This window comes from Pseudomonas sp. Z1-29 (assembly GCF_051131995.1).
Taxonomy (GTDB): Bacteria; Pseudomonadota; Gammaproteobacteria; order Pseudomonadales; family Pseudomonadaceae; genus Aquipseudomonas.
This window is the reverse complement of sequence record NZ_CP071645.1, coordinates 4,362,999-4,379,662: the sequence shown is the minus strand read 5'-3', so window position 1 is coordinate 4,379,662 and position 16,664 is coordinate 4,362,999. Positions and strand designations below refer to the sequence as shown.

Annotated in this window: 18 protein-coding genes and 2 pseudogenes; 8 read left to right on the top strand and 12 right to left on the bottom strand. The window is 55.8% G+C overall.

Annotation, left to right across the window (positions count from 1 at the left end; all coding sequences use genetic code 11):
- Positions 1–347 precede the first annotated feature (347 nt).
- A complete protein-coding gene (gene uraH / locus J3P84_RS19860; protein ID WP_434625343.1) occupies positions 348–701 on the top strand; it encodes a hydroxyisourate hydrolase in 354 nt (117 codons plus the stop codon).
- A gap of 195 nt (positions 702–896) precedes the next feature.
- Here the strand turns inward: uraH and J3P84_RS19855 are convergent, their stop codons facing one another.
- From J3P84_RS19855 to J3P84_RS19845, 3 genes are all read right to left on the bottom strand, one after another.
- The gene (locus J3P84_RS19855; RefSeq protein WP_434625341.1) at positions 897–1,523 is read right to left on the bottom strand and encodes a LysE family translocator; all 627 of its coding nucleotides are present in this window, start codon (positions 1,521–1,523) and stop codon (positions 897–899) included.
- A gap of 64 nt (positions 1,524–1,587) precedes the next feature.
- Positions 1,588–2,937 (bottom strand): NCS2 family permease, encoded by a 1,350-nt coding sequence (locus tag J3P84_RS19850; RefSeq protein ID WP_305496146.1) that lies wholly within the window; start codon positions 2,935–2,937, stop codon positions 1,588–1,590.
- A gap of 337 nt (positions 2,938–3,274) precedes the next feature.
- Positions 3,275–3,712 (bottom strand): MarR family winged helix-turn-helix transcriptional regulator, encoded by a 438-nt coding sequence (locus J3P84_RS19845; RefSeq protein ID WP_434625339.1) that lies wholly within the window; start codon positions 3,710–3,712, stop codon positions 3,275–3,277.
- A gap of 81 nt (positions 3,713–3,793) precedes the next feature.
- Here J3P84_RS19845 and J3P84_RS19840 point away from each other — a divergent pair, with 81 nt between their 5' ends.
- A complete protein-coding gene (locus tag J3P84_RS19840; RefSeq protein WP_434625337.1) occupies positions 3,794–4,960 on the top strand; it encodes a PLP-dependent aminotransferase family protein in 1,167 nt (388 codons plus the stop codon).
- 143 nt (positions 4,961–5,103) lie between these two features.
- Here the strand turns inward: J3P84_RS19840 and J3P84_RS19835 are convergent, their stop codons facing one another.
- The 3 genes and pseudogenes from J3P84_RS19835 to J3P84_RS19825 all read right to left on the bottom strand — a co-directional run.
- Complete coding sequence (locus J3P84_RS19835; protein ID WP_434625335.1) at positions 5,104–5,475, bottom strand: glutathione S-transferase N-terminal domain-containing protein; 372 nt, start codon at positions 5,473–5,475, stop codon at positions 5,104–5,106.
- Between the two features lie 104 nt (positions 5,476–5,579).
- Positions 5,580–6,125 carry a GTP cyclohydrolase I FolE gene (gene folE, locus J3P84_RS19830; RefSeq protein ID WP_434625333.1) on the bottom strand — a complete coding sequence of 182 codons (546 nt, stop codon included), beginning with the start codon at positions 6,123–6,125 and terminating at the stop codon, positions 5,580–5,582.
- A 22-nt stretch (positions 6,126–6,147) separates the two neighbouring features.
- A pseudogene (locus J3P84_RS19825) lies at positions 6,148–6,363 on the bottom strand (site-specific integrase); the annotation flags it as partial.
- Positions 6,364–6,507: 144 nt separating this feature from the next.
- On the opposite strand from J3P84_RS19825, the gene J3P84_RS19820 reads away from it, so the two are divergent.
- On the top strand, positions 6,508–7,035 hold the full coding sequence (locus tag J3P84_RS19820) for a hypothetical protein (protein ID WP_434625331.1): 528 nt from the start codon (positions 6,508–6,510) through the stop codon (positions 7,033–7,035).
- 11 nt (positions 7,036–7,046) lie between these two features.
- On the opposite strand, the gene J3P84_RS19815 is transcribed toward J3P84_RS19820, so the two are convergent.
- Positions 7,047–7,619 carry a site-specific integrase gene (locus tag J3P84_RS19815; RefSeq protein ID WP_434631439.1) on the bottom strand — a complete coding sequence of 191 codons (573 nt, stop codon included), beginning with the start codon at positions 7,617–7,619 and terminating at the stop codon, positions 7,047–7,049.
- A gap of 264 nt (positions 7,620–7,883) precedes the next feature.
- On the opposite strand from J3P84_RS19815, the pseudogene J3P84_RS19810 reads away from it, so the two are divergent.
- From J3P84_RS19810 to J3P84_RS19800, 3 genes and pseudogenes are all read left to right on the top strand, one after another.
- A pseudogene (locus tag J3P84_RS19810) lies at positions 7,884–8,294 on the top strand (DUF4113 domain-containing protein); the annotation flags it as partial.
- 103 nt (positions 8,295–8,397) lie between these two features.
- Positions 8,398–8,958: an NYN domain-containing protein gene (locus tag J3P84_RS19805; RefSeq protein ID WP_047230252.1), complete on the top strand. Its 561-nt coding sequence runs from the start codon at positions 8,398–8,400 to the stop codon at positions 8,956–8,958.
- Between the two features lie 75 nt (positions 8,959–9,033).
- Positions 9,034–9,699 (top strand): DUF2971 domain-containing protein, encoded by a 666-nt coding sequence (locus tag J3P84_RS19800; RefSeq protein ID WP_434625329.1) that lies wholly within the window; start codon positions 9,034–9,036, stop codon positions 9,697–9,699.
- A gap of 83 nt (positions 9,700–9,782) precedes the next feature.
- On the opposite strand, the gene J3P84_RS19795 is transcribed toward J3P84_RS19800, so the two are convergent.
- Positions 9,783–10,604 (bottom strand): metal-binding protein, encoded by an 822-nt coding sequence (locus J3P84_RS19795; RefSeq protein WP_434625327.1) that lies wholly within the window; start codon positions 10,602–10,604, stop codon positions 9,783–9,785.
- A gap of 651 nt (positions 10,605–11,255) precedes the next feature.
- Here J3P84_RS19795 and J3P84_RS19790 point away from each other — a divergent pair.
- A complete protein-coding gene (locus J3P84_RS19790) occupies positions 11,256–11,720 on the top strand; it encodes a hypothetical protein (protein ID WP_434625325.1) in 465 nt (154 codons plus the stop codon).
- 892 nt (positions 11,721–12,612) lie between these two features.
- Here J3P84_RS19790 and J3P84_RS19785 read toward each other — a convergent pair.
- From J3P84_RS19785 to J3P84_RS19770, 4 genes are all read right to left on the bottom strand, one after another.
- Positions 12,613–12,804: a hypothetical protein gene (locus tag J3P84_RS19785; protein WP_434625323.1), complete on the bottom strand. Its 192-nt coding sequence runs from the start codon at positions 12,802–12,804 to the stop codon at positions 12,613–12,615.
- Between the two features lie 789 nt (positions 12,805–13,593).
- A complete protein-coding gene (locus tag J3P84_RS19780; protein ID WP_434603147.1) occupies positions 13,594–14,151 on the bottom strand; it encodes a Smr/MutS family protein in 558 nt (185 codons plus the stop codon).
- A 74-nt stretch (positions 14,152–14,225) separates the two neighbouring features.
- The gene (locus J3P84_RS19775; RefSeq protein ID WP_305496140.1) at positions 14,226–14,546 is read right to left on the bottom strand and encodes a hypothetical protein; all 321 of its coding nucleotides are present in this window, start codon (positions 14,544–14,546) and stop codon (positions 14,226–14,228) included.
- 129 nt (positions 14,547–14,675) lie between these two features.
- On the bottom strand, positions 14,676–15,266 hold the full coding sequence (locus J3P84_RS19770; RefSeq protein WP_434625321.1) for a cysteine hydrolase family protein: 591 nt from the start codon (positions 15,264–15,266) through the stop codon (positions 14,676–14,678).
- Between the two features lie 252 nt (positions 15,267–15,518).
- Between J3P84_RS19770 and prmB the strand changes: the two genes are divergently transcribed.
- On the top strand, positions 15,519–16,427 hold the full coding sequence (gene prmB / locus J3P84_RS19765) for a 50S ribosomal protein L3 N(5)-glutamine methyltransferase (protein ID WP_434625319.1): 909 nt from the start codon (positions 15,519–15,521) through the stop codon (positions 16,425–16,427).
- Positions 16,428–16,664: the final 237 nt, after the last annotated feature.

Genomic DNA, 16,664 nt, shown 5'->3' with positions numbered 1-16,664 from the left:
CACGACGATGGACTGATTGTATACAACTTTATATTCGACTTGTAAGCCTGTTTTTTGCATTTTTCACCGCGACCGTCGGTTTGTCTACACTGCAAGAAATCTGCCCACTTGGTCAATTTACCCTTCACAAGCCTTTGTCGAAGCAGGGGCGGACCGGGAGTCGGGCGGAACCATCGTCAGGCGCCGTGCAAGAGAAAAATTCATTTTTTATTGTGTACAATTTATGTTTAAAGTGTCTTAATTCGAAAATTGCCGCAGCGTTAATGCTTCACAATGGTGCGGCCTGTCTTTCAACTGACTCAGGAGGCGCCGTGCCTGGTCGCCTTGCGGCAAGGCACGCACAATCAATGGGACGTCTGACTACACACGTTTTGGATGCTGCACACGGTTGTCCGGGCAGCTCGATCAGGATCGAGCTGTACCGCGTCGAAGGTTCGCAAATGCAGCTGGTCGCCAGCGCATTGACCAACAGCGATGGCCGTTGCGACGCACCGCTTCTGCAAGGGGATGACTACCGCAGCGGGGTCTATCAGATTCAATTCCACGCCGGCGACTACTACCGCGCCCGTGGCGTGCAATTGGCCGAGCCGGCGTTCCTTGATGTGGTGGTGCTGCGCTTCGGTATTTCGCAGGAGCAGGAGCATTACCATGTGCCCCTGCTGATTTCGCCTTACGCCTATTCAACCTATCGAGGCAGCTGAGCCCCCAAGCAGCTGCCTTGCCCTGGAAGCGACTGCGCATAGAGCTTCTTTGGTTTTTAGCCCGCTCACACTGCGGGCTTTTTTTGGCCTTGAAAAAGAGCTTGTCTTCGAGGCCGCCTTCGCTCGCTCCCACAAGGTTTCGTGAACACCAGTAATCCAGTGTGGGAGCGAGCCTGCTCGCGAAGCTTTTGCTTTTCAGCGGCTCAACAAAGAAGCCGCCCCCGCCCCACTGAACAACCCCGCACTGACCCGGTTGAACCAGCTCTGACCCTTGCCGGTACGCAGATACCGGGCGGCGCCGTGGGCACCCAGGCCATAGGCCAGCTTGCACAGCAGGTCGAGCACGGTCCAGGTGGCGATCATGATCAGCAGTTGCGGCAGGAATGGCTGCTCGGCGCTCAGGAATTGCGGCAGGAACGCCGCGAAGAAGAGGATGTCTTTCGGGTTGCTCGCGCCCAGCACGAATGCCCGGCCGAACAGCGCGCGAAACCTTGGAGTGGCGGTAGCCTGGGGCACTTCGGCGCCCTGGGATGGCTGGTGCGATTGCTGCCAGCTCTGCCAGGCGAGGTAGAACAGATACAGCGCGCCGACAATTTTCAGGGCGCTGAACAATTGTTCCGAAGCCAGCAACAGCGCCCCGAGCCCCAGCGCTGAGGCGCTCAACAGGCAGATCGAGGCGACCACCCCACCGAGGAACGCCGGATAAGAACGGCGCAGACCGTAGTTGAGGCTGTTGCTGATCATCAGCAGCGACAGCGGGCCGGGGATGAGGATCACCACCAAGGCGGCGCCACTGAACAACAACCAGGTTTCCAGATTCATTGCTTTGCTCCTGATGCACAAAAGCCTCACCCGACGGGGTGAGGCGGATACAGACGGGGCCCGCTTACAAGAAGATGAACTTGGCGATAAAGATCGCGCAGAGCACCCACAGGCTGACGGATATTTCCTTGTGTTTACCGGTGCCGGCCTTGAGTACCACGTAGGTGATGAAACCCAGCGCGATGCCATCGGCGACCGAGAAGGTCAGCGGCATCATGATGGCGGTGACGATGGCTGGAATACTGTCGGTCGCTTCGTCCCACTCGATGTGGGCCATGCCGCCCATCATCAGCATGGCCACATAAATCAAGGCGCCGGCCGTTGCATAGGCAGGAATCATCCCGGCCAGCGGGGCAAAGAACATGGCGGCAATAAATAGCACACCGACCGTCACCGCCGTAAGTCCCGTGCGGCCGCCGGCTGCGACGCCGGCCGCGCTTTCCACGTAGCTGGTCACCGGCGGAACACCGACCATCGCGCCGAATACGCTGGAGGCGCTGTCGGCCTTGAGGGCCTTGGACAGGTTTTCGATCTTGCCGTCGGGCTTTACCAGGCCAGCGCGTTGGGCGACGCCCATCAAGGTGCCGGCGGTGTCGAACATATGCACGAACAGGAAGGCCAGTACCACACTGATCATGCTGACGTTGAACACGCCAGCGACGTCCATCGCCATCCAGGTCGGAGCCAGGCTCGGCGGCGTCGACATCACGCCGTTGTATTGCACCAGTCCCAGGCCCCAACCGGCCAGGGTCACGGCAATGATGCTGATCAGGATCGCGCCGAACACACGGTGGTAGCTCAGCACGGCGATCATCAGGAAACACACGGCGGCCAGCAGCGGTCCTGGCTCATGCAAGGAACCCAGCTTGATCAGTGTCGCCGGGCTGTCGACGATGATACCGGCGGTCTTCAGGCCGATCAGCCCGAGGAAAAGTCCGACCCCCGCGCCCATGGCGTAGCGCAGGCTCACCGGAATGCTGTTGAGCAACCACTCACGCACCCGCGACAGGGTCAGGAACATGAACAACACCCCGGAAACGAACACCGCGCCCAGCGCGGTTTCCCAGTTGTAGCCCATGGTCCCGACGACCGTGTAGGTAAAAAAAGCGTTCAGGCCCATGCCCGGCGCCAGGCCTACCGGCCAATTGGCATACAGGCCCATCAACAGGCAACCCAGGGCGGCGGCAATGCACGTAGCGACGAACGCAGCGCCGTGATCAATGCCCGCGTCGGCCATGATGTTGGGGTTGACGAAGATGATGTAGGCCATGGTGATGAAGGTCGTCAGGCCGGCGATCAGCTCGGTCTTCACCGTGGTGCCATGCAAGCTGAGTTTGAAGATTCGCTCCAGCCAGCCACTGCGTAGTGGCGGCGAAAGGTCCAGGGTCTGGGCTTCGGGTTTGCGGCTTTCCACAGCGAGTACTCCTCAAGAGTCTTATTGTTATTTCAGCACCGCGTGCTCCCTGAGGAGGGCTGCGAGGCATTGAGGCGGTAAGGCTGGCGAAGTAGTTGACCTTTTGGTCAGGAACTCGCACGAAGCGAATTATGCTTTTGTATACAAATAAAGCAAATAATGTTTTCTGTTTTGTTGACGAAAAATCTGTGCATAGGGATATATCGTTCTTGAAGACGCCTTCGCGAGCAGGCTCGCTCCCACATGAGGAGCCTTGTCGAACACAAATGCCATGTTCAACGAGATCACTGTAGGAACGAGCCTGCTCGCGAAGGGGCCGCATGGCTAAACGAGTTCGCTAGTCGCTGGATTTCCCCAACCCCAGATTCACCGCCAGCCACCCATCCACCGCCGCTTCCCCCGCCTCGGCAAACACCCGTTCAAGCAATTTCACCTGCTCGCGCCGTAACGCCTGTTCAAAGCGCGCGCCCTCGGCGGTCAGTTCCAGCAGCCGCTTGCGCTTGTCGGCCTCGGAGGCAACGCTGTTCACCAAATGCATTTCCATCAATTGCCGCAGCGGCATGTTCAATGCCTGTTTGCTCACGCCAAGCAGCGCCAGCAGCTCCTTCACACTCAATGATGGATAACGGGCAATGAAAAAAACGATGCGCTGATGCACGCGGCTCAAGCCCCGGCGCTCAAGCATTTCATCGGCTTTGGCGGTGAACGCCTGATAACCGAAGAAGAACGCTTCCATGGCCATTTGTTGGGAGGTCGGATTTTTAAGGTCAAGCATATTGACGTTTCCAGAGGCGGCGCGGTAATTTCGGTCAAACAGTTTGACTCATTTTTCCGACGCCTTGCTACAGGTGACCCCATGGCTTTTTCCGAACGTGTCTCGCGCCTCAAAAGTTCTTTGATCCGGGAAATTCTCGCCGCGGCGCAGCGCCCGGAAGTGATGTCGTTTGCCGGCGGCCTGCCGGCCGAAGCCATGCTGCCGAAGGTGCAGTGGGAGGACATGCCGCTGTCCATGGGCCAATACGGCATGAGCGAAGGTGAGCCGGCCTTGCGTGAAGCGCTGGCAGCGCAGGCGCGATCGTTGGGCCTGGCTTGTGAGGCCGGTCAGGTATTGGTCGTGAGCGGTTCCCAGCAAACCCTCGATCTGGCGGCAAAGCTGCACATTGACGTCGGCACCGAGATCCTGCTCGAAGCGCCGACCTACCTTGCGGCTCTACAGATTTTCCAGTTGTTCGGCGCCAATTGCATCACCGTGCCCCTTGAAGCGGATGGCCCGGACCTTGAGCAATTGCGGGCCCGGCTGCAGCAGCATCGACCGGCGTTCATCTACCTGATCCCAACGTTCCAGAACCCTTCGGCGGTACGCTACAGCGAGGCCAAGCGCGATGCAGTCGCGGCACTGCTGGACGAGTTCGGCGTGACGCTGGTGGAGGACGAGCCCTATCGCGAACTGACCTTCGATGGCGGCAGCGCCACGCCAATTGCCAGCCGTTTGAAAAAGGCCAGCTGGATCTACACCGGCACGGTGTCGAAGACGCTGCTGCCTGGGTTGCGTGTGGGTTACCTGATTGCCAGCCCGGACCTGTTCCCGCATTTGCTACGGCTCAAGCAGTCAGCGGACCTGCACACCAATCGCATCGGCCAGTGGCAGGCGTTGCAATGGATCGGCACCGAGCAGTACCGCAGCCATTTGAGTGAATTGAGGGATTTCTACCGGGATCGCCGCGACAGGTTCCAGGCCGCGCTGCAAAAGCATTTCGCCGACATCGCCGACTGGAACGTGCCCCAGGGCGGGCTGTTTTTCTGGCTGACCCTCAAGCAACCGCTGGATACCCGGACCTTGCTTGCCGCAGCCCTGGAGGAGGACGTGGCGTTCATGCCAGGAGAACCGTTTTTTCCCGAGCCGGACAAGCATCCCGGGCACTTGCGGTTGAATTTCAGCCATATCGATCCGGCGCGGCTGGATGAAGGGCTCAGGCGACTGGCGGGGGTGGTGCGGGGGGCTTTGGCTGCCGAGGCGGCTTGAGGCTTGGGTTGGATCGACCGGCCTCTTCGCGAGCAGGCTCGCTCCCACACGGATCTCTGGGTGATTGCAAACTTGTAATCAACACCGGCCTCCTGTGGGAGCGAGCCTGCTCGCGAAAGGGCCATCAATCCCAGCACAAACCCTCAGACCGCCGAAAACCGCTTATCCAGATAATCAATGATCACATTGGATTCATACATCCAGGTGGTCTCGCCATTCTCTTCAATGCGCAGGCAAGGCACCTTGATCCGGCCACCCTGTTCCAGCAGAGTCTGGCGATCCTGCTCGTTGTTTTTCGCATCGCGCAGCGCCACGGGCACGTTGAGGCGGTGCAGGGCGCGGCGGGTCTTCACGCAGAACGGGCAGGCATGGAACTGATAAAGCGTCAGGCTGCGGGCCGCCTGGTCGACTTGCGCCTGGGCTTCGGCCGAGCGCTTTTTCTTGCCGGGGCGAGTGATGAAATCGATGAAGATGATGAGCTGGCCCAGACCAACTCGAAGCGCTTTGACGATCACGGTGCAAGCCTCGAAGCAGGGAAGAAGAGGGCGCGCAGCTTACCTGATTTTTGCCAGGCGAAAAAAAAACCGGCGATCAATGCCGGTTTTCTTGATGCATCGCGTTACTTGATCAGGCTGAGGAATTCCATGCGAGTCGCCGCGTTTTCACGGAATTCACCGAGCATCACCGACGTGATCATCGAAGAATTCTGTTTTTCCACACCGCGCATCATCATGCACATGTGCTTGGCCTCGATCACCACCGCCACGCCCATGGCCCCCGTCACCTGCTGGACCGCATCGGCGATCTGGCGGCTGAGGTTTTCCTGGATCTGCAGGCGACGCGCATACATATCGACGATACGCGCGACTTTCGACAGGCCCAGCACCTTGCCACTCGGGATGTAGGCCACATGGGCCTTGCCGATGAAAGGCAACAGGTGGTGCTCGCACAGCGAGTACAACTCGATGTCCTTGACCAGCACCATTTCGCTGTTGTCGGAGCTGAACAAGGCACCGTTGGTGACTTCTTCCAGGGTCTGTTCATAACCGCGGCAAAGGTACTGCATGGCCTTGGCAGCGCGCTTGGGCGTGTCGAGCAGGCCCTCGCGGGAAACGTCCTCGCCGAGTTGCCCGAGGATCGCGGTGTAATTCTGTTCCAGTGTCACAGAGGCTGATTCCATAAGGGTTTCAGAAGGGTACTTGTTCTGTCTGTACCAATTTTGTACCAATCAAGCTGTTTTCGAATTTCCCGAGTTCGCCCCAGTCGGTGCTGGAGTTGATCCATCGGGCATAGGTCGAGAGCAGTATCTGAACGCTGAGACCCAGCTGAGTGGCAATAAACGCAGGGTTCATACCCGCCATGAGGCACATGGTAGCGTATGTGTGCCTGTAGTTGTATTGCCGACCGGAGCTATTCATCCAATCTCATCGGGTGAAGAGGCTTCTCTGTCTGCGCGATCATCCGGTCTGTTCGTATCGATAGAGACAGAGAGGGGGGAGGCTGATAGCCTATAGCCATCCATGCCAATCCCTTTAGGAACGGAATCCATGTTGAAGAAAATTGCTGCGCTTACGTTGTGTACTGTTGTTTGCTTGGGTGGTTGTGCTGTTAATGTTAAAACAGAAAAAAAACCTCAAGATAGTATTACCTTAGACATAATAAATCGCTCCTCTCAGGATAAGCTTACAGCTGTCTATTTTGAAGAAAGTTATGATTGCTTTGGCATTAAATCTATTGTGGTTAATTCTTCCCAAAGAAATATTACGGTGTCATTGGAAAAAAAGCCGTATCAGACTATTTATATTAAATACGTCGGTAGCACCTTTGATGGAGCGAATTTTCGTCCCCGAAGCTGTAGCACGTCGTATACGTTTAGAGCAGATGAGTCGGATGCCTACACTGTTATATTAGAAAATGTTTATAATAATTGTGATGTTGAGGTGCGAAGGGATGTTTTAACCGCCTCGGCCTTCTTGATCCAGAAGGTAAAACTAAACTCAAGGCAGCCAGCGGCTACTGTCCCAGCGGTTTCAAGCGGACCTTGGTGTGAAGCGGTTGAGGCGTTTAAGGGTTGAATTAGGTAATTCTATTGCTTAGCATTAAAGCTATTAATATTGTTTTCTAATTTACTAAGCTCATTCCAGTCGGTATTGGAGTTTATCCATCGGGCATAAGTTGTAAGTAACATCTGAACGCTGTGACCCAACTGAGTGGCAATAAATGCGGGATTCATCCCCGCCATGAGGCACATGGTAGCGTATGTGTGTCGGCAGTTGTATTGCCGACGGGCGCGAATCTCTAATTCGGTCAGTGCGGCCTGGAAGTGCTTGTCGGTGACGCTGGACTGCTGGATGAACTCAAAATTTTTCGTTGGCGGGAACACATAGGGTGATTTGGCGTGCTTCCTACGGCTCTGTTTCGCACGTTGCTCGGCGATTTGCCCGGCTACCTCAATGGCGTGCAGGGCACGGCTGTTGAGCATGACTTGCCGTTCATTGCGGGTTTTGGTGCGCTCCTCGATCTTATAGTCCGCGACGATCCGACACACATTGGCTAGGCGCTTGTCCTTGTCTACCTCGCCCCAGCGAAGGGCTGCTATCTCGCTAGGGCGCATACCGGTATAGAAGGCGAACTCGAAGTAAGCCGCGTAGATCCGCATCGAATGGGTCAGCGTCTTATAGAGGTGTTCGATGATGGCGTTGGCTTCCGCCACCGTGAAGGGGTCGATGGGCTTTTTCGTTTTCACGGGAAGCTCGATGGACTCGACCGGGTTGCGATTGATCAGCCCATCTTTGACGGCGGTACTGAACACTGTAGTGAGTCGCTGGATTGCCGAGCGCTTAACGCCCGGCGATTTCCATTCAGTGCTGGCTACGATTTTGCGCAGCAGCACCGAGGTGATGCTATCGACGGGTAGCAGGGCAAGGTGATCCGCGTCAGCATCCGCACCGGCATGTTCAACCCGGAGGAGGCGAAGTACGCCAACGGCGTGCTGATCGACATGCCTTACCCCACTGATGATGTGCGGCTGCTGACCAAGGCTGCGGTGGACGCTCTCGACCGAGTGTTTCGGCCTGGCTTCAAGTACAGCAAGGCTGAGGTGCTGTTGATGAATCTTTGTCAGCAAGGGGAGTACACCGACGACCTATTTGCCACCTCCCAACCAGCCGACGCCACGAAACTAATGTCAGTGTTGGACCAGATCAATGGGCGATGGGGGAGGGGGACACTTCGATCAGCCAGCGTGCCCGTCAACCCTGATTGGGGCATGCGTAGAGAGATGATGAGTCAAAGCTTCACTACGCGATTGGATCAGCTATGGACTGTCAATTGATGCGTCTCTACGCGAGCTGAAAACTGAAAATGTTGCTAGTATCAGAATGGTGGCACGTAGCCGGGCTATCGCTCTTGCGCCAATTACTGAAAAGGAAACTCACATGGCGATAAATGTTTTCTGGGATAACTCAAACATCTGGTTGGTCGGTCGTCGCGTCTGTGCGGAGCGAGAACCGGGGAATGAAAGTGCATTTCGCATCCACTTTGCAAATCTTTTCTCCCACGTTGTAGGAGGACGAGATGTTGAGTACGCGTTCGTGGGCGGTTCTCTTCCTCCAAATAATGACGAACTATGGGGCAAATTTGAGAAGTTGGGCGCGAAGGTTGAAACACAGCAGCGAGGGGCTCTGACTGGTTCAGAGATAGCGGTAGATCAATCTATACACCTAGCGATGCTTGAGAGGATTACAGACGCAGATGAGCCGGGAACGATAGTTTTACTAACTGGCGATGGGAACGGGTTCATGGATGGAAAGGGTTTTATAAAGCAGTTAGAGCGCGCCGTTAAGAAGAAGTGGAAAATAGAGGTTGTGAGCTGGGATATCGGATGTAATCGTCATCTGAGAGAGTTTGCGCAAAATAACGGGACTTACGTTTCGCTTGAGCCGGCATATCTCAATGTTACGTTCATAAATAATGTGCGGTACGCAGCTAAATTATAATTTTGTATTCGGAGGTGTGAAGATGTGGTCGGCTCTATTAAGGAGGGCCGGTTCTTTTTGTGAGGAGTAGAAGTCATGCTTTATAAGTATCTCCCGCCTGAGCGAGTAGATGTTGTTCGAAATATGGCGATGAGGTTAACCCAGTTGCTGTCGTTAAATGATCCATTTGAACATAGCTTTATGATAGGAGAGCATGAGTATGCCTTGGACGAAGATGCGAGTACTGACGAAATTAAATTTGTATCTCTTTCAAGGAATCACACCAACCTGTTGATGTGGTCCCATTATGCCGCATCGCATAAGGGATTTTGTATCGGTTTTAAAAGGAGAGACCCTTATTTTGCTCCTGCATTAAGCGTTCGTTATCGCCGCCTTCGGAGTAGCTTTAACGGAGCTGTTATTAACGGGGAAACTTCGAATGAGATTACAAAGCGCATAGCCTTAGAGAAAGCAATAGATTGGGCCTATGAGGAGGAGGAAAGACTTTTTCTAGACGATGTCGTGGTTAGGTCTTTCGAGGTTGGAAATGATCCATGGGGGCGCCGCATAGTTTTAAATCCATATCCAGCCCGAAGTATTGCGGCAATATACGTAGGTTTGAGGGGAGGTACAGAACTGGTGGGGGAACTTGTAAGTGCCCTCCGTTTTCATGGGTTGGATGTAGACGTTTTCAAGGCAAGGCGAAGTCGTAACGAGTTTGGTTTGAATTTTAATCGCATAGATCAAAGTGACTATTTGTAGCATAGGGAATCGCTATTAACTAAGTAGCGGTGAGCTGTGCGGTGCGACGGCAAAAAATCTCTCAGATGTAGAAGCGTAGCCCTTCAAATGGGGTAGCTCACAATCGACTGGCTACCATCTAATAGGATCATCTGATCTCCCTTCAGCCCAGCATTGGGAAACGCAGCGTAAGGCAGGTGGCCTGAGTCTAGTTTCACGTGAAGTGTTTTATCAGTGGATTTCACTAGGGTTGCACCAGAGGGATAAATTCCCTGTCCTTTTTCGGTGATCAAAAACGCCAGCGGAAAAAATGACAAGAGACTTAAAGTGGCAACGTGTCCGTGGTTTCTGCAAGCAAACATTTTTATGCTCATGTGCCTGCGGTGTGGATAGAACCAGGTATAGAAATCATGGGTGTCATCAGTGGCGGTATCGTCTCCCATGACAAATTTTTGTAACGGAGCATAGTAAGGAACAGGCACAGGCTCTCGCAGACATTCCTTTACGGTGGTTGCTGATAGTACGTGTCCAACCATTGCTCGGCAAAATCTCATCCCGTCATACGGGATATGCACGTGATTCACGGGACTGTCTAGGCTCAAAAAATAATGTTTGATCTTCTCTGATAAGCCTTTGTAGACCCTCGCCACCTCTTGGTCGTTAGTACCTAGATGTGAGCTGTTGCAATGCTTGCAGATAGTTCTGAACTTACTTCCGTTAGAAGACTTCACACCGATGACAGGGTCGGGGTTGATTCCCATAACCTCAGTCAGATGAGCCTGCTCAACTTTGGAGAGCGTAATGCTACCTTGGGGCGGAACGTGATCCCAACTGAGAGGGCCGAAGGTTCCGCAGATTAGGCAGAACCCCTCCCTGAGCTGCGTGTGATGACGGCGCTCTGTGAGCCCCTTCGTGTAGTTTCCCATTACTGCATCCTTTGCATGAGGCAGACGCCTCGATCTTAGCAGACTGCTGAATCACCATTGGGTAGCAGACGCATTGAACGCGTTCTCTTGCCGGTTATAGCCGGTGGCTGGCCAGTCCATCCCCTCAGGGACGGATCACTCTAGTGGCGACGAATGCATTAAAATGCCGATACATCTGCCTCGATGGTCGGGGCGCCGAGTGTGAGGGTTAGCAATGTCGGAGTTGTGGGAGCCGATTCACGGCGTTTATACGGCGACGGCATCGCTGTTTCCTTGGGTTGCCAGCCTCCCGAGCATTGACGCTGGCGAATGGGGTAGCGCTCTGATCAGCGCGGGGGTCGGTGCCGGCGTTGGTGCATGGATGGCCGGACGCATCGCCAGGAACTCAAAGCTGAGGGACGAGCTATTGGCAGAGCTTCGCAGTATCGATGTCTCAATAACGCTGTGTATATCGATAATAGATGTGGCCGGGGCTCTCAAAAAGCAGCACGTAACGGGACTTCTAAAAAAGTATGAATCGGATTTGGAAAGATTCGATCAGTACAAGGCAGCTGAAAGGCGAGCGGGGCCGTTCACGTTGAGTATCAATAACTTGAGTTTCAAGCCATAGCGCCGCCGATTGTGGAGCTACAGGGCCTCGTTCTTAAGAGCATGAGCATTTCGCCCAATGGGGTGAAATCATTGATTGCCCTGGCGGACGCCGTCGGGAATCTTAACGGCATGATTGACGCGTATAACCGGCTCCTTGAGATGTTTAGAGACGGTGGCTTGCCGGCAGGCTTCACGTCCGAGCACTATCATCTTGCGCTGCCCGTCGGAGGGGTTGTAAACAATGAGTACGGCTCGGCTGTACGGGGGATGGCGAACTACGTCGACGATATTATTTTCTTCGCGTGGAAACTCTCCCATTGCCTCACATCACAAGGGATTATAGTTCGTGACCGATATGAGGAGTTGTCTGGAGAAAAGCGTCTAATTCGGCGGGTGAGCTCAATTGGAAAGAATGCGGATTTGATCCCTCCGGATAGCGCCTATGAAGAATGGATGAATGGGTGGGAAAAGGATTTTAGTGGAGTAACAAAGAAGCGCAGGTGGTGGCATGGCAAGCAGAAGTGACAGATCATTTATGGCCATTCGCTATCAAGAGCGGACACTGATCATTCGCCCAGACGGGCGACTCCTCAATTGCTGCGTTACGGTAACTGACGTGGGGCTCTGGGATCAATTTCCGTATCAGTCGTTGCGTTTCGGCGAGAAAAATCAGGTAGCCCTGAGCACAAAACCCCCAATTTCATTACCGCTAACGACCAAGCAGAACCTACCCCCCATGCCGGTGTAATTCTCATCCCACGCAATGCGGCTGAAAGACACCAAGCTACAGTTTGCTCAATATTTGCTACATGAAGGGCGTGCAAAGCGCAGCGAAGCAAGCGGGGCGGGAGCCACGGCGATTAAGCCGTCCAATCCATCATTGGGGGCAGCATGTTCACTTTCGACTCATTGCAGACATGCGCAACGCAGAAGCTAAGCGCTACGGCGAAGCGGCTCCGACCTGAATGAATTGCCTGGCAGCACCCAGTCCCCCTAACCTGGAAGAGGGCAACTCAACTCTACCCATTGGTGGAGCGTAGGGGCGAGAGGGACGAGTTCCTCTTCAGCCAAGACGCCAAGGTCACATATATAGACCGGGTACGCTGGTAATACATAATGGACAAATACTCCACGGCCGCCGCTATCGTCTCCAATCAGCAAGTATCCGGGTAAGTACTGTGCGACCTCAAACGTGTCGTTTCTTTCGGTTAGATCGTCTTGACCGTACAGCAAAAGGCCGTCTGGACGCGGGATGCCTGTCTGTCGCTCGACGAAAGCAAGAACGAACGATGGGGTCATAAGGAATAGCTCCTTGCGGAAAAGTGCGGAAAAGGAACAGTTATTTTAGTCCCCTAAAAATCCACCCCTGGCCGACCTTTTGAACATAAGCGCCGTTACTCGTAGCGCGGCGTCACGCTTAGACCGGCTGGCCGTACAGCCCGGTACCGGTCTTTTCCTTCGGCTTACCCAGCACGTACGCCACATGCGGCTTGCCTTCGGCGTTGGCTCCGGGTACCACGGCCAACAGCGTCCAACCCTCAGCCAACTTCTGGTTGGCATTAGTCGGCCCGGCAACTTGCACCACTTCTACCGCGTCACTAATCTGCATAGATACCGATCCTTATGATGATGGCAGAGTGTAGTACGTCCCGGAGTTGCTAGTAGTCGGAATGCGGGGAATTAAGGACAGCCAGAAACCGCCATACCGGGTATCTGGCCAGCAAAATTCGTGATCGCCCAACTCACAATTGCGAATGCAGCAATGCCCGCGACCCAACCTATCACCGTCAACCTAGACAGTTTTCCGGCGCACACGCCTACCCAGATAGAAAGCCCTAAGCAAGCAAATATAACGGGTAGGTAGAGAGCATGTGTAAGAGTCCAGAGCGCAAAGGACGAAACAAAGTGGCGACTCCCCCACGCAGAAACCACTCCTGATAGCAGACACAAAATGGCATAGCCGATCAGTATCTCTTTCCACATTCCATGGCGGTGCTTATCGATGAAGCGCCTTATGTAATCCACTGCCCTATCTCCATGACTCCAGCGGATAACCGTCCCTTGCAATCCTTTCTGAGACCGCCCGCTTTTCGCGCCTGGCCTAAAGCCAACACTGAGCGAGCGAAAAGCACGTCTACTGGAAAGAATAGCCCCACGTCACCGCAGCTGAAGACAGAATTGTTGTACCAATTTCCATACCAATCGTTGCGTTTTGGCGAGAAAAATCAGGTTGGCCTAAGTACGAGCGCCCCGATTTCATTACCTCTGACCACCAAGCAGAACCCACCCTACATAGCGGTGTAATTCTGTTCCAGAGACATGAAACTACCTGTGGGATTTTACGCAAAGGGCAAGGGTACGGTGGCGGACACGGCGCTGCAAGCTCGGCAATCGAGGGTTACTCGTCGCGACCTTCCATCATGGTGCGCTTGAGCATCACGTAGACCGCCCCGGCGCCGCCGTGCCTGGCCTGGCAGGAGGTGAAGCCGAGCACTTGCGGGTGCTGGCGCAGCCAGGTGTTGACGTGGCTCTTGATCATCGGTCGCTTGCCGTCCAGCCGCACCGCCTTGCCGTGGGTGACGCGCACGCAGCGGATTTCGAATCGGGTGGCTTCGGCGAGGAAGGCCCAGAGGGTTTCCCGGGCCTTTTCGACAGTCATGCCGTGCAGGTCGAGGCTGCCTTCGAAGGGGATCTGACCGACCTTCAGCTTGCGCATCTGGCTTTCCTGGACCCCGTCGCGCGCCCACATCAATTCGTCTTCAGGGCCGACGTCGATGACGAACTGATCGGACAGGCCATCCACGGTTGTTGCATCGGTGCGCACGGTGGCGGCCTGGCGCAACTTGGCGATCTGCGCGCGATCGGCCTTTGGCTTGCCGGTTTCGGCGCGATCGTGTTTGATCGGTTTTACGCCCTGGATCGCACTTTTGAACAGGGAAAAGTCGTCGTCTTGCATGTCAGCCTCCGCGAAGGCCGGCCAGTTTACCCAACTCCGCTGGGATAGGGCGCGACAAAACGTCGGATGGCGGATCAGTCGTGTTTTTTCATCAGATGGGGAGCCATGGCCAGCTCCAGGGATTGGCGGGCGCGACGGCGGCAACGGCGCCAGAGCCAGATGCCCAATAGCAGAACCAACAGACCGATTGCCAGGATGATCGCCGAGCCGAGCGGGGTGGCGTTCAACTCGCCCAGCGCGGGCGGACGGCCGAGCAGGCTGGCGGCGCCGGCCATCGCCAGCAGCACACCGAGCGTTGCCAGCAGCGCCGCGATCCCCGCGCCGATACGAAATCGCCAGTTGCTCGGGCCCTTGGGCCGCAAGCGACGTGCGTCAAAACCATCGGATAACTTCATTCCGACCTTCCTCAATGGGTATCGGCCCTTCGACCGGAAGATGTTCGGGTTGTTCCTGAAGCCGGGACAATTGCAGCAAATGAGACGTTTTTGCGGATGAGCGGCGCAACCAGCCGCTCATCAGCGCTGTCAGATGAAGTCGCGGGTCATGGCCAGGGTGGCGAAGTTGTCCGCCATGATCGCCATTTCAGTCTGGTGGACGTGTTCGGCGCTCAGCACGCCGCCCTTGTGCGGCAGATCACGAGTGGCGCAGGCGTCTTCGACCAGGGTGCAGCGAAAGCCCAGGTTCTTGGCGGCGCGCACGGTGGTGCTGACGCTGGAATGGCTCATGAAACCGCAGACGATCAGATCCAGTGGGCCGAAATCTTCCAGGCGCTTCTTCAGTTCGGTGCCGTGGAAAGCACTCGGCAAGAGCTTTTCGATAATGGTTTCGTCGTCCCGCGGCTCAAGGCCTGGAATGAATTCCCCCCGTTCGCCCTGTGGATCGAACAGCCCGCCGTGGGTACCGAGGTGGCGTACATGCACGATCGGCCGGCCGGCGGTGCGGGCTGCGCCGAGCAGTTGCTTGATGTTCGCGACCGCCGCATCCATGCCGCTGAGGGCCAGGGGGCCGGCGAGATACTCTTTCTGGGCATCGATGATGATCAGCGTCGCTTGACTCAGGTTGGCCGCTGCATAACCGCGGCCGCTGAGTTGAAACATCGTTTTTGGAACGGACATTCTGGGGCTCCTTCGAGTGGGGCTTTTGCGACATTCTCCTCCGGCTGAGCGGTTCTGTGAATCGCTTCCATCGCAAGGGCCGTCGTTGCTGGCCTACAGCCTTATCAAGATCGCCATCTTATTCAACGGGCGGTGCAAAAAATGGAAAGATCCTACGGCTGGATCGGAGTTTTTCGTTTCTCGCGGGGGTGTTTGGGAGAGTGCGGGTTTGGCTGGTAGACTCGCCCGTCGATTTCTCTGGAGTTTGCCGCTGTGATCACTTCCCGCCTTCGTACCCTGCGCGACCATATTCGTTGGGCCGTCAGCCGTTTCCATGGCGAGGATCTGTTCTTTGGCCATGGCACCGACAATGCCTGGGATGAGGCTCGCCAACTGGTGTTGGGCGCGCTGCATTTGCCTTGGGAAATTGCCGACAGCTATCTGGATTGCCGTCTCGAAGACGAAGAGCTGGTGCATGTGCAGCGCCTGCTGCGCCGTCGTATTGCCGAGCGCATTCCGACTGCCTACCTGCTCGGTGAAGCGTGGTTCTGCGGAATGTCTTTCATCGTCGACGAACGCGTGCTCATCCCGCGTTCGCCCATCGGCGAGCTGATTGAAAAACGCTTCGAGCCCTGGCTGGGCCAGGAGCCTGCGCGGATCCTCGACCTGTGCACCGGTTCCGGCTGCATCGGGATCGCCTGTGCCTATGAATTCCCGGAAGCCGAAGTGGTGCTGGCCGACCTGTCGTTCGAAGCGCTGGAGGTGGCCAATCAGAATATCGAGCGCCATGGCGTCGATGAGCGGGTGTTCACAGTCCAGGGCGATGGTTTCGATGGCTTGCCGGGGCAACGTTTCGATCTGATCGTGTCGAACCCGCCTTACGTCGACGCGGAGGATTTCGCCGACATGCCCCAGGAATACCAGCACGAACCTGAGTTGGGCCTGGCCTGTGGCGATGACGGCTTGAACCTGGTTCGCCGGATGCTGGCCGAGGCGGCCGACCATCTGACCGAGAAGGGCCTGTTGATTGTCGAGGTGGGCAACAGCCAGGTACATGTCGAGGCGCTTTACCCGGAGGTCGACTTCGCCTGGCTGGACTTCGAACGCGGCGGGCATGGCGTGTTCATGCTCAGCGCCGAACAGTGCCGTGAGCACCAGGCGTTGTTTGCTTCAAGGATTTGACGCTGTGCTGCTTTTGTGGCGAGGGAGCTTGCTCCCGCTGGGCTGCGAAGCAGCCCCCGCTTCAAAGGTTTGAGATAGGAGTCGCCAGGTTTACGACTGCTGCGCAGCCGAGCGGGAGCAAGCTCCCTCGCCACGGTTTCTGCGTTCCGCCGCGATCCCTGTGGGAGCGAGCTTGCTCGCGATGACGGCCTGTCATTCAACAGATGTGTTACCTGTTCAATCGCTATCGCGAGCAAG